The sequence below is a fragment of the Flavobacterium sp. genome (assembly GCF_004295795.1).
Classification (GTDB): Bacteria; Bacteroidota; Bacteroidia; order Flavobacteriales; family Flavobacteriaceae; genus Flavobacterium.
The window spans coordinates 141,955-155,176 of the sequence record NZ_SEBR01000009.1; the positions used below are offsets into that span (position 1 = coordinate 141,955).

The following is a 13,222-nucleotide window of genomic DNA, read 5'->3' on the forward strand; positions in this document are numbered from 1 at the left end:
TTAATTTATGTCTGACCAAAAAATACAGCAACTCACCAAAAACGCGATTTTATTGCTTAAGGATTTGATTGTGATTCCATCATTTTCGTCCGAAGAACACGATACGGCCGAACGGATAGCACGTTGGTTTTTGGCAGACGAAATCCCGTTCGAGCGCGAGAACAACAATATTTGGGCGTTCAATAAATTTTTCGACGCGAACAAGCCGACTATGTTGCTGAATTCGCACCACGACACGGTCAAGCCGAACCAAGGTTACACGCTCGATCCATTCGCAGCGATCGAGAAAGACGGGAAGCTTTTCGGACTCGGAAGCAACGACGCCGGCGGTTGTCTGGTTTCGCTTTTGGCAACTTTCGCATGGTTTTATCCGATGCAAAATCTGCCATACAATTTGGTTGTCGTCGCTTCGGCGGAAGAGGAAAGCAGCGGCCAAAACGGACTGAATTCGGTGTTGAAACACTTGCCTGAAATCGACGTTGCGATCGTTGGCGAACCTACAGAAATGCAGCTCGCGATCGCCGAGAAAGGACTTCTGGTTTTGGACGTGATCGTAAGAGGAACGCCCGGGCACGCAGCTCATCCCAACGACGACAACTCGATTTACAACGCTTTGGAAGTTGTCGATTGGTTCAAAAACTACGAGTTTGGACAAATTTCGGACATTCTCGGACCTGTTAAGATGACTGTAACGCAAATCAGCGCGGGCTCGCAACACAACGTAGTTCCGGCTGAAACGCACTTGGTCGTCGACATTCGCGTGAACGAAAAATATTCGAATACGGAAATTCTCAAAACGGTTCGTGCCAACGTCAAAGCCGACGTGAATCCTCGGTCAATGCATCTGAATCCGTCGAGTATCGAGATGAACCACGAACTCGTGCAATCGGGAATTTCGTTGGGACGAAAGACTTACGGTTCGCCCACGTTAAGCGATCAGTCGGTTTTGAGCTGCCAATCTTTGAAACTTGGTCCGGGAAGTTCGCCTCGGTCGCATTCGGCGGATGAATTTATTTACTTGGATGAAATTGTTGAAGGCATTGAATTGTACGTCAAAATTATCAGTGGTTTTTTTGACCGCGTTATAAAAAATTAAGCATGAAACTTTGGGAAAAAGGACTCGGAACAGACAAAAAAATCAGCGAATTCACGGTGGGAAATGACCGCGAACTCGATTTGCATCTGGCGAAATATGACGTGATCGGATCGATGGCGCACGCGAAAATGCTAGCTAAAACCGGATTGATTTCTGAACTAGAATCGGAAGATTTAGTGAAAGCGCTCGAGCAAATTTTGGATGATATCGAAAAAGGAAATTTTGAGATTGAAATAGATTTTGAGGACGTACATTCCAAAGTCGAATTTATGTTGATCGAGAAATTGGGCGAAACGGGAAAGAAAATCCACACGGCGCGCTCGAGGAACGACCAGGTTTTGACTGACGTGAATTTGTATCTGAAAGCTGAAATTCTCGCGATCAGGAATCTTGTGAAAACGCTTTTCGATTTGTTGCTCAAAAGGAGCGAGGAGACGCAAAATCTCTTGCTTCCGGGTTATACGCATTTGCAGGTTGCGATGCCGAGTTCTTTCGGAATGTGGTTTGCAGCTTATGCCGAAACTTTGGTCGATGACGTGACTTTACTAAATTCGGCTTTGAAAGTTGTGGATCAAAATCCGTTGGGATCGGCCGCCGGTTACGGAAGTTCTTTCGCAATTGATCGCAGTTTTACCACAAAAGAACTGGGTTTCGCCGATTTGAAATACAATCCGATTGCGGCTCAAATGAGTCGTGGAAAATCGGAGAAAATCACAGCTTTTGCGCTTGCGTCCGTGGCGGCGACTTTGTCGAAATTTGCTATGGATATTTGTCTGTACTTGAGCCAGAACTTCAATTTCATCAGTCTTCCGACGCATCTGACAACGGGTTCTAGCATTATGCCACACAAGAAAAATCCCGATGTTTTCGAGTTGATCCGTGCGAAATCGAACAAAATTCAGGCGTTGCCGTACGAGATAACGTTGCTTACGAACAATCTCCCGAGCGGTTATCACAGGGATTTCCAATTGCTCAAACAAGGTGTTTTTCCTGCAATCGAAACCTTGAAATCGTGTTTGGAAATGACGGTTTTCGGAATCGAAAATATTGTCGTCAATCCCGATATTTTATCTGACAAAAAGTATGATTATCTTTTTACGGTCGATGCTTTGAATGAGTTGGTCGCAAGTGGTATTCCGTTCAGAACGGCTTATCAGCAAGTTGCATCCGAAATTGAAAACGGAAACTTCAAGTCGCCGAAAGCTACGAAACACACGCACGAAGGCAGTATCAATAATTTGTGTCTGGATGCGATTTTGGGGAAAATGAATTGTGAAAATTCCAAATTCCATCCCGATAGCTATCGGGACTAAATATCAAGTCGTGACTTTTATAGCTCGGCTCAATTCTGTGATTTACTTCGGACGTGAAAAATGCCACAACCGAGTTTTAACAAAAAGTACAGATTTTCTGTAATGACTGTATTTTGTAAAAGCCGAACTTTGCGTTTATGGGGAGGGGCTGGTACATCCCTACAAAAAAAGCGGTTGGCCTAATTACAGAAAATCTGTAAAAATTGTTAAATATTTTTTACGCTTACTCCGGTCTATTTCAAACAAAGACATTATTTCGGCATTTTTTCAATATTTTTTACGAACCCGATATCCGATTCAAATGAACTGAAAAAACGAACATTGCCCGAAATGCAAGGTCTAGTTTTGGAATTCTTCAACTCACCATTCATTGACCTTGTTGGCATCCATTTTCAGGAAAATGAACAACAATATCGTAAAGCCCCAAAGTCCGGAGCCGCCGTAGGAAAAGAACGGTAAAGGAACGCCAATCGTAGGGAAAATTCCCAAAACCATGGCGATGTTGACAAAGAAGTGAATGAACAGAATTGTGGCTACGCAGTATCCGTAAACCCTCGAAAATTTGGTTTTTTGTCGTTCGGCCAAATAGATGATTCTCACGAAAAGTAGTACGAACAGCGCCAAAACGACGATGCATCCAACAAATCCCCATTCTTCTCCAACTGTCGTAAAAATGTAATCGGTGTGTTGTTCGGGAACGAATCCGCCTTTGGTTTGCGTGCCTTCGAGGTAGCCTTTTCCGAACCATCCGCCGGAGCCGATCGCGATTTTCGACTGGTTGATGTTGTATCCGATGCCTTTCAGATCGACTTCTTTTCCGAGCAAAATATTGAAACGGTCGCGGTGGTGCTGCTGGAAAACATTCTCGAAGACATAATGTACCGAGAACGTCATGAGCGCCACGGCAACAAGGATCGCCGAGCTGAAAATGATGTTTCTATCGACGTGGCGCGTTCGGTAATAGAAGAAAAGGATTACGACGGCGGCGATGGCGATGATCATCCAAGAAGCCCAAACCAGCGAAAGCACGAAGACGATTATCGCAATGAATCCGACCCACAAATACCAGGCGGGCAAACCTTCGCGATACAAAACCAAGAAGAATGCCGCATAAATCAACGCACTTCCGGGATCATGCGGAACAATCAGCAAAACCGGCAAAATGATGATTCCAAGCGCTTGAAGTTGCCTGTTCTGGTCTTTGAGATTGACTTGGACGTCACTTAAATACTTGGCCAAGGCCAGTGCGGTTCCCACTTTCGCGAATTCCGCAGGCTGAAAACTGATCGGCCCGAACTGATACCAGTTCACCTGACCCTTGATCTCCTTTCCAAACACATAAAGTCCGGCGAGAAGCAGCAAGGCTATGGCGTATAGAATAACCGAATATTTCTCGTAAAATTTTCCGTCGACGGCCAAGATCATGATTATCAACGGCACTGACAGGAAGATGAAAATCATCTGTTTTCCATAAATCTGTGCAAAATCGAAACCTCCGGCTTCTTCCAGCGAGAGCGACGACGAATAAATGTTGAGCCAGCCCAAAGTCACGAGCGCTACGTAAATGAATACGCTTACCCAATCAATGTGGCTTCTTATGCTCTGGTTTTTCATTAGTTCGTTTCGTCTTTGTCGTCAATGTCCTCGATCGTGTCCTGCTCTTTTTTCACCGCCTGGATTTCAGGCTTCCTTACAAGCAGGCTGTCGACTTTGTGCTTGCCGAGATATTTGTCGTATTCGCCCTGAAGGCTGCCTTCGAACATGCGTTTTTCAAGGTCGGTTCTCGTGATCTTGCGTTTGATGTATTTCTCGATCATCAAAGTCGCGATCGGGCCGGCCCAACGTTTTCCCCAATAGCCGTTTTCCACGAAAACCGCGACGGCAATCTTTGGATTGTCTCTTGGCGCGAAAGCCACGAAAATCGAGTGATCCTGAAGCTTGACGCGTTTGCCGTTGATTTTGGCGAAGTTTTCGGCAGTTCCGGTTTTTCCGCAGATTTGGATGCCTTCGACGCCGAGTCCGTAAGCCGTCCCGACGTTGTAAACATCGGCAAGTCCTGATACGACTGGCTCGAAGTATTTCCTGTCGATTGTCGTATTGTGTTTCGTACGGAATTTCTTGTCGATTTGCTGGCCTTCGATTTTCTTGATGATGTGAGGCGTGTAGTAATGACCGCGATTGGCGACCGTTGCCATCATGTTGGCAAGTTGGATTGGAGTTGTCGTGACTTCGCCTTGTCCAATGGAGTTCGAGACGATCGTAGTCGGTCTATAATCCCAATCGGGATAAATTCTCTTGTAGGTTTTCGAGGTCGGAATCTTTCCTTTTCGACCTGTCGGCAAATCGTAACCCATGAATTCCCCAAGTCCGAAGCTCTTAACATGCTTGCTCCAGATGTCGACTGCGGCCGAAGTCTTCTTGTATTTGCTCAAGGTTTTCATGTAAACCGATGCAAAATAGGTGTTGCACGAATTGTAAATCCCGTTGTGAAGCTGGGAAACCTGAGAATCGTGGCATTTCATGAAACGTCCACGCGCGTAGCTGAAACCGTGGTGGCAAACGAAAGATGTCTGTTCATCGATGACGCCTTCCTGAAGCGCGACCAATCCCGTGATGATCTTGAATGGCGAACCCGGCGGATATTCGGCCAAAAGTCCGCGGTCGAACAACGGTTTGGCGATCGAGTCGTTGTACAACTTGGTGTAATTTCTGGAGCGCTCGCGTCCGACAAGGATTTTGGGATCGTAAGAAGGCGCGGTGACAAGTGCGAGGATTTCTCCCGAACTCGGCTCGATGGCGACGATTCCGCCTCGTTTGTTCACCATCAGTTCTTCTCCGTATTTCTGCAGTTCGGCGTCAATCGAAAGCGTGATGTCTTCCCCTTGCTTGGAAATCGTGTCGAAACGACCTTCTTTGTATGGGCCGATATCTCGGTTGTATTTGTCTTTTTGGATGTATTTCACACCTTTCACGCCTCGAAGTTCGTGCTCGTAACTTTCCTCGACGCCTTGTTTTCCTATGAGATCGCCACTATTGTAGTAAGGATTTTTCGCGATGATCTTGTCGTTCACCTGCGTAATGAATCCGAAGACATTCGCTCCAAAATTCACCTGATAATCGCGCAACGAACGTTTTTGGATATAAAAGCCCTGGAATTTTCTGACCTTTTCCTGGAAAGCGGCAAATTCGGCTTTGTTCAACTGCGGAAGGAAAACCGACGGAAGCCGCGGACTATAAACCTTGGCCTTCTCGATTCGCGACAGAAAATCTTCCTTTCGGATGTTGAGCAACTTGCAAAACTCGAGCGTGTCGATATTTTTCATGTCACGCGGAATCACCATGATGTCGTATGACGGCTGGTTGGCGACCATCAATTTTCCGTTTCGGTCGTAGATATAGCCGCGTTCGGGATAATCGTATTGGATCTTGATCGCGTTGTTATCCGATTTGAGCTTGAGCGTTTCGTCCATCACCTGAAGGTAGAACAGTCGCATCAAAAGCAAAATCGTCGCTATGAAAATTATCGTGGGCAACAAAACTTTCCTCATCGTCTCGACGGCTTGAACATGTAAATCAGGATGATACAGACGACAATCGTGAAAATCGTGCTGCAGATCGTGCGCAGCAAAATGTCCAGAATCAACGTCGGCGCGAACACCTCAAGCGTAAAAAGCGTGATGTGGTGCAGAACGGTCGCTATCAGTAGAAACGAAAATCGCTCCGGACTTAGTACATCGTCGATTCTCACGGTTTGGTATTCGTAGCTCAATCCGAACGAAAATTTGAAGATTGCCGGTCGGAAGTAGGCCAAAAGCACACAAGCCGCGGCGTGAAAACCGGACATATTGTTGAACATGTCCATTGCGATCCCGATGAGAAAACTCGTGAGCAAAAGCACATTTCGGTTCCCGTTCACCGGAAAAAGCATAATGAACAAAATGTAGGGAAAAGGCATGATGAAACCAAAGAGTTTCATGTTGTCGAAAATCACGACTTGCGCGAAAAGCAACAAAATAAAACGGGCGATATTGATCAGAACCGTACTATTCATTCGGCTTGGTCTGTTTTTCGAGTTGTTCGATTTCGTCCTTGTCCTGACTTTTCACGATGTAGACGTAACCCAGATTGGTCATGTCGTTGAACAATTTGATGTCAAGCGTGTAGTAGTTCGTCTCGTCGTCAGTGTAGATTTTCGAAATGGTTCCGATGTTGATGTTCGCAGGAAAAATCACCGATTGCCCGCCGGTCACGATCGTATCGCCTTTTCGTACCGAAGCCAGTCGAGGCACGTCGATAAGTTGCACATAACCAGTACTTTTTCCGTTCCAGACCAACGATCCGAAGTGATTCGACTTCTTGATCTTGGCGTTGATTTGCGATTTGACGTTGAGCAAACTCACGACTGTCGCGTAATTGGTCGAAACCCTGTCGACAATCCCTACAATTCCCTGACTGTTCACCACGCCCATATCAGACTTGACGCCTTTGAGCGATCCGGAATTGATCGTGAGGTAATTCTCGTGAACCGAATAAGAGTTGTGGATGACTTTGGAAACGATCACATCGACCTTTCGCACACCGCGGATCGTATCGATAGCCGGCGGTTTCGCAGTGTCTTTCTCGTTGAAGATCATGCGTCTCAAATCGGCATTTTCCTTGGCCAAAGCGTCGTTTTGCGATTTGAGGTGAAAATATTCGTTGACATTATTCATTTGCGTATAAACGCCACCGGTCAAAAAGTTGGCCGATGAGATCACACGGCTTCTATGAAACGAATGGCCTTGGATCGTCAACGCGAGCGAAATCCCTAAAAGCAGCAAAAACAGCAACTTATGGCTGTTCTTAAAGATAAATTGGAATATCTGCTGCATATAAACCGTGGGTAAAAATCAAATTCCAAAATTCAAATTCCAATTTTCTCCGAACGAAATCTCGTTAGCGAACCGCAATCTGAGTTTGGTCGTCTAAGGATTAAAGTTGAATCTTAAACTACTCTTGTTCCGAAGCAAATTGGAATTTGTTATTTGGTATTTGGAATTTTATTTTATAAGTATGCTTCTGAACTTCGGGATGTTCTTGAGCGCCATTCCCGTACCGCGAACAACGGCGCGAAGCGGATCTTCGGCAATGTAAACCGGAAGGTCTGTCTTCAACGAGATTCGCTTGTCGAGTCCGCGCAACATCGAACCGCCTCCGGCGAGGTAAATACCGGTGTTGTAGATGTCGGCAGCGAGTTCCGGCGGCGTTTGGGAAAGCGTTTCCATAACCGCGTCCTCGATGCGTTGGATCGATTTGTCGAGCGCCTTTGCGATCTCGCGATAAGAAACGTCTACCTGTTTCGGCTTACCGGTCAAAAGGTCGCGCCCTTGAACAGACATATCGTCCGGCGGCGTTTCCAAATCCTCGATTGCGGCTCCTATCGTGATCTTGATTTTTTCGGCAGTGCTTTCACCCACGAAAAGGTTGTGTTGCGTTCTCATGTAATACACGATGTCGTTCGTGAAAACGTCACCCGCGATCTTGACAGATTTGTCGCACACGATTCCGCCCAAAGCGATAACCGCGATTTCTGTAGTTCCACCGCCGATATCGACGATCATGTTTCCTTTAGGCTGCATGATGTCGATTCCGATACCGATCGCCGCAGCCATCGGTTCGTGGATCAGATACACTTCTTTTCCGTTTACGCGTTCGCAGCTTTCTTTTACCGCTCGCATTTCCACTTCGGTAATTCCCGAAGGGATGCAAACGACCATGCGAAGTGCGGGCGTAAACATTCTCTTTTTCAAAGCTGGGATCGATTTGATGAACATCGAGATCATTTTCTCGGATGCATCGAAATCGGCGATGACACCATCTTTCAAAGGACGGATCGTTTTGATGTTCTCGTGCGTCTTACCCTGCATCATGTTCGCCTCTTTCCCTACGGCGATTATCTTCGAGGAAACCCTGTCTCTCGCTACGATTGACGGGCTGTCTATGACGACTTTATCGTTGTGGATGATGAGCGTATTCGCGGTTCCGAGGTCTATCGCAATGTCCTCGGTCATGAAATCAAAAAATCCCATACCTGAATTGAGGGTTTTTAGTTATTAGTTGTAGGCTGCAAAGTTAGCTAAATTGAACGATAAAGCGGCCTTGTGTTTTTTTATTTTGGATTTAATTCCGATTATTTTAAAACTGTTCAAATCAGCGCTTTCCGCCAGCCTTTGAAAATCAAAAAATTAAATCGGATGCAGCATTTTAGTGCTTGAAATGACGCGTTCCGGTAAATACCATCGAGAGTCCGTTTTCGTTGCAGTAATTGATGCTGAGTTCGTCCTTGATCGATCCGCCGGGTTGGATTACAGCAGTGATTCCCGCATTCTTCGCAATCTCCACACAATCGGGGAAAGGGAAAAACGCATCGCTGGCCATGACCGCGCCGTTCAGGTCGAAATTGAAGGAGTGCGCTTTTTCGATCGCCTGTTTCAAGGCATCGACTCTTGAAGTCTGGCCGGTTCCGGAAGCGATCAATTGGCCGTTCTTGGCGAAAACGATCGTGTTCGATTTAGTGTTCTTGCAAATTTTCGATGCAAAGATCAAATCGTCGACCTCCTCGGCAGTTGGAGCCGTAGTGGTAACGGTTCTCAGGTTGTCTTTATTGTCCGTGAGATTATTTCTGTCCTGTACCAAAACGCCGTTCAAAGCCGTACGAACTTGAAGTTGTGGCAATTCGACCTCGTGTTGTACGAGAATGATCCGGTTCTTTTTTTCAGATAATGTGGCAATGGCTTCCGCGGAAAATTCAGGAGCGATCACGACCTCGCAGAAAAGCGAATTGATTTCGGCAGCCGTTTCGCCGTCGATTTTTCCGTTGGCGATCAAAACGCCTCCAAACGCCGATGTCGGATCTCCTGCCAAAGCGTCCAAATAAGCTTGCTTCATTGTGCCGCGCGTCGCCAGACCACAAGCGTTGTTGTGTTTCAAGATCGCGAACGTCGGATCGTTTCCTTTGAATTCGGCTATAAGATTCACGGCCGCGTCGACGTCCAAAAGGTTGTTGTACGACAATTCTTTCCCGTGCTTTTTGGTGAACATCGCATCGAAGTTTCCAAAGAAATAGCCTTTTTGGTGCGGATTTTCTCCGTAGCGCAAAACCTGTCCGTTCGAATAGGAAAGTTTGAAGAAAGTATCGTCTGTATTGAAATAATTGAAAATCGCCGCATCGTAATGAGATGAAATATGGAACGCCTGTGTAGCGAATTTCTTGCGATCCTCAAGCGATGTCTCTCCGTTTTTCTCTTCCAGCAATTCCAAAAACGGAGCGTATTGCGCCACCGACGGAATGATCACCGTATCCTTGAAATTCTTGGCCGCGGCACGAATCAACGAAATGCCGCCGATGTCGATCTTCTCGATAATATCGGCTTCAGACGCACCTGAAGCGACAGTGTTTTCAAACGGATACAAGTCGACGATCACCAAATCAATCTGCGGAATGTCGTATTCCGTCATTTGCGAAACGTCGCCTTCGTGGTCTTGCCGGTTTAAGATTCCGCCAAAAATTTTCGGGTGAAGTGTCTTGACGCGTCCGCCTAGAATCGATGGATACGAAGTTACGTCTTCGACCGCAACGACAGGAATTCCCAGCGATTTGAGGAAATCCTCGGTGCCGCCGGTAGAGTAGAAGGTCACGCCTTGTTTGTGCAATTTCTGTACGATCGGCTCAAGTCCGTCCTTTGAAAATACCGAAACTAATGCTGATTTGATGGTCTTGTTCGTGCTCATTTTTAGAAGTTGTGTTACAAGGTGCAAAAGTACTTTTTAACAATGGGATAATCCAAATTTTGGACGGCAAATTCCTCTTGAAGAAATCTCAAAAGCCATCCCGATAGTGATCGGGACCAAATTCCAACTTGTGCTGTGAACTCGGCTTGAACCTTCGGTTTGCCTCACAGGTAAAACAAAAAAGATCCGAAGTTGCTAAGTAGCGTTTGCGCGCGTCAGTTCGATCAAGTAAAAAGTCTTGCCTAGCAACCTACGTTTAACAAAAACTACAGATTTTCTGTATTGACCTTATTTCGGGAATTCCGAACTTTGCTTTAAGGGGAAGGGGCAAATACATCCCTGCAAAAAATTAAGTTGCCCGATTACAGAAAAACTGTAAAATTTGTTAAAAGTTCGCCTCGTGATTTTTGTCGTTTCTCAATCGCGGGGATCAATCTTTTCTTTACAGGTATTCGCTCAATCAAAACGGGCACCGGCTGTTCAACCCCAAATGTGCAAAGCGAAGCTTTGAGAAAGTCCTGGACTGCAGTTTGGAATTTGGAATTTGGTTTCGATAGCTATCGGGATGGAATTTTGGAATTTTTGATTAGGATTTTGCCCGAAAAAATGACAATTTTACGTTTCGAAAGCCAGGATCTGTTCCGAAGAAAATTGGGATTTGGTGCCTGGATTTCGGAATTTTCCAAATGATCGTCTATCTCCGACTGCTTTCCGAATCGTTCACCTTCGCCATGAGCGCGCTGCGAAACAACAAATTGCGCACGCTTTTGTCGCTTTTGGGCGTCACGATCGGGATTTTTTCGATCATTGCCGTTTTGGCCGCTGTCGATTCGCTCGACCGGAAAATCAAGAAAGACCTGAGCAGTCTCGACAAGAATACGATGTACGTTCTCAAGCAGTCTTTCGGGCCAAGCGACATTCCGCGCTGGAAAGTGGAGCAGTTTCCCAACGTGACTTACGACGAATACCAATACCTGAAATCGTCTGTTTCGGGCATCGATCAGGCGGCTTACCAGATTTTTGTCGGCGCCGAATCGGCCAAATACGACGATAAGACCGTAAGTGCGATCAACATCGTGCCGGTTTCTCACGAATTCGACGAAATCCAGGCCCAAGAATTCGAGAAAGGCCGATTCTACAACGAATCCGAAGACAATTCCGGACGCCCGGTAGCGGTAATCGGCTACGACATCGCCAACGGACTTTTCGGTGACGCCGACCCGATCGACAAGCAATTCCGTCTTTACGGGCAAAGGTTTACTGTAATCGGCGTGCTTCCCAAACAAGGTTCAGGCATGTTCGGCAACAGCAATGATACTTCCATCATCATTCCCGTGAATTTTATCCGAAACAAATTCGGCGATAACAACGATTTCATGATGCCGGTCATCATCGTCAAACCGACCAAAGGTGCCGACGTCGACGAACTCAAAGCCGAAATCACGCAAAAACTGAGAAATTACCGCGGACTCAAAGTGACAGACATGGACAATTTCTTCATAAACATCCTTTCCGGATTCACGGCAATTCTCGATTCCTTCATCTCGATCCTGAACTTCGCAGGCTGGATCATCGCAGGATTCTCGCTTCTCGTAGGCGGTTTCGGAATCGCCAACATCATGTTCGTGTCGGTAAAGGAGCGCACAAACCTAATCGGAATCCAGAAATCGCTTGGCGCCAAAAACAAATTCATCCTTTTCCAGTTTCTTTTCGAGGCGATAATCCTGTCGGTTTTGGGCGGCGGCGTCGGACTGTTGCTGGTTTGGGGAACGACGGCGTTGTTGACGAGCGCATTCGAATTCGAGTTCGTACTCAGTACTTTCAATGTGCTTTTGGGAACCGGAATCTCGGCGGCAATTGGATTGGTTTCGGGAATCATTCCCGCCATTTCTGCCTCGAGACTTGATCCGGTTGAAGCGATAAGAACCGGAATGTAAATTTTTGTCCGATGAAAAAACTACTTACAATTTCCGTTTTGCTGCTGCTTTTCGGATGCAAAAAAGACCAGGCGGAATCGCAATCCGAATCCCAAAAATTACTTCCGATCGAGAAAAGTCATAAGGAAAGAGCCTACACAGCGATCATGAAAGCCCAGAATCTTACGTTGGAAGAAATCGGTGATTGCGACGAAAGCTCGGCCAACGATACGATCCACAAAAAAGAGGTCGCTTATCTCGAATCCCAAACGATTTCAGACGAAGAAATCAAAGCCAATTTCGGACTCGTCGCGGCGTGCTGCAAGAAATTCATGGGCGAGTATAAAACCGATCGCGATACCTTGACGTTTACTTATGAAAACGTGGTTGATGAGGATTGTAAGTGTACTTGTTGGCACAGGTACAGGCTTTCCATCAAAAATCCTCCTGTTGGAGTGAAGGGTTTGAAGTTTTTGCGGAAATAATTTTTTTTTGAGCTTTTTCCGGCTGACTGGCACTAGCTTTTTTGCAAAAACCGGTTTTTCTCGGGTTTAAAACGAGCTTCCTGCGGTCGCTGTTTTTAACTTAGAAAAATTCGGTTTTTTCTGCAAAAGGCTAGTTGCCCGCATCCGGGCTAGGATTGTTGTAAGACGATCTTTTTTTCTTTAAGAAATTTCTGTTTTTACTGAACCAATCTCACTCTCGAAACCTAGATAAATAAGCTTCGCTTATTTTGGGGTTTTTCGGCAGCTGCGCTGCCGCAGGCTTTGATTTTCTATCGTCGCCTGTCCGGCGGGGACTTCTTTTGCCTCGCCGCAAAAGAAGCGAAAAGGCTCGCGGCACGACCGATTTTGGCGACCTGACAGCCTTGCAAATTCCGCAAATGAAAGAACTCGCCGGAACTTTTTCTCGAATGTAGAAACTTTTGGGTGGCTCAAACAACTTCCATTTGCGTGAATTTCCAAGACGTCAGGTGCCCGCCAAAACGCTCAAATGCCGGACTGATCGGAAAGTGTCTATTGACATTTTTAACTTTGTTGAATCTTCGGGCCCGGAGATTTTTGTGAAACGACTTGCTATCTGCTCGGGCCTCGATTTCCTCCGCTGTCGCTTTGGAAAAATGCGTC

Annotated in this window: 12 protein-coding genes; 5 read left to right on the forward strand and 7 right to left on the reverse strand. The window is 46.3% G+C overall.

Annotated features, from left to right (window positions below):
- Positions 1-7 precede the first annotated feature (7 nt).
- Entirely contained in the window at positions 8-1,096 is a 1,089-nt protein-coding gene (locus tag EOO49_RS09710; protein WP_290845102.1) for a M20 family metallo-hydrolase, read from the forward strand.
- Positions 1,097-1,098: 2 nt separating this feature from the next.
- A complete protein-coding gene (gene argH, locus EOO49_RS09715; protein ID WP_290845104.1) occupies positions 1,099-2,409 on the forward strand; it encodes an argininosuccinate lyase in 1,311 nt (436 codons plus the stop codon).
- A gap of 360 nt (positions 2,410-2,769) precedes the next feature.
- On the opposite strand, the gene rodA is transcribed toward argH, so the two are convergent.
- The 6 genes from rodA to purH all read right to left on the reverse strand — a co-directional run bounded on the left by rodA (position 2,770) and on the right by purH (position 10,179).
- Positions 2,770-4,023 carry a rod shape-determining protein RodA gene (gene rodA / locus EOO49_RS09720; RefSeq protein ID WP_290845106.1) on the reverse strand — a complete coding sequence of 418 codons (1,254 nt, stop codon included), beginning with the start codon at positions 4,021-4,023 and terminating at the stop codon, positions 2,770-2,772.
- Positions 4,023-5,957, reverse strand: coding sequence for a penicillin-binding protein 2 (gene mrdA, locus EOO49_RS09725; RefSeq protein WP_290845108.1), 1,935 nt, complete (start codon positions 5,955-5,957; stop codon positions 4,023-4,025). The genes rodA and mrdA overlap by 1 nt, the downstream gene beginning before the upstream one ends.
- Positions 5,954-6,460 (reverse strand): rod shape-determining protein MreD, encoded by a 507-nt coding sequence (locus EOO49_RS09730; RefSeq protein WP_290845110.1) that lies wholly within the window; start codon positions 6,458-6,460, stop codon positions 5,954-5,956. The genes mrdA and EOO49_RS09730 overlap by 4 nt, the downstream gene beginning before the upstream one ends.
- Positions 6,453-7,280, reverse strand: a complete 828-nt coding sequence (mreC, locus tag EOO49_RS09735) for a rod shape-determining protein MreC (protein WP_290845112.1) — start codon at positions 7,278-7,280, stop codon at positions 6,453-6,455. Before mreC ends, EOO49_RS09730 begins: the two co-directional genes overlap by 8 nt.
- Before the next feature lie 168 nt (positions 7,281-7,448).
- Entirely contained in the window at positions 7,449-8,477 is a 1,029-nt protein-coding gene (locus EOO49_RS09740) for a rod shape-determining protein (protein WP_191020658.1), read from the reverse strand.
- Between the two features lie 175 nt (positions 8,478-8,652).
- Positions 8,653-10,179, reverse strand: coding sequence for a bifunctional phosphoribosylaminoimidazolecarboxamide formyltransferase/IMP cyclohydrolase (gene purH / locus EOO49_RS09745; protein WP_290845115.1), 1,527 nt, complete (start codon positions 10,177-10,179; stop codon positions 8,653-8,655).
- Between the two features lie 354 nt (positions 10,180-10,533).
- Between purH and EOO49_RS09750 the strand changes: the two genes are divergently transcribed.
- Genes EOO49_RS09750 through EOO49_RS09760 form a run of 3 tightly spaced genes read left to right on the forward strand, consistent with a single transcriptional unit; the run spans position 10,534 to position 12,580 of the window.
- Positions 10,534-10,869 carry a hypothetical protein gene (locus tag EOO49_RS09750; protein ID WP_290845117.1) on the forward strand — a complete coding sequence of 112 codons (336 nt, stop codon included), beginning with the start codon at positions 10,534-10,536 and terminating at the stop codon, positions 10,867-10,869.
- Positions 10,866-12,116 (forward strand): ABC transporter permease, encoded by a 1,251-nt coding sequence (locus EOO49_RS09755; protein WP_290845119.1) that lies wholly within the window; start codon positions 10,866-10,868, stop codon positions 12,114-12,116. Before EOO49_RS09750 ends, EOO49_RS09755 begins: the two co-directional genes overlap by 4 nt.
- Before the next feature lie 11 nt (positions 12,117-12,127).
- On the forward strand, positions 12,128-12,580 hold the full coding sequence (locus EOO49_RS09760) for a hypothetical protein (RefSeq protein ID WP_290845121.1): 453 nt from the start codon (positions 12,128-12,130) through the stop codon (positions 12,578-12,580).
- A 449-nt stretch (positions 12,581-13,029) separates the two neighbouring features.
- On the opposite strand, the gene EOO49_RS09765 is transcribed toward EOO49_RS09760, so the two are convergent.
- A partial coding sequence (locus EOO49_RS09765; protein ID WP_290845123.1) for a hypothetical protein occupies positions 13,030-13,222 on the reverse strand: 193 nt, incomplete at its 5' end.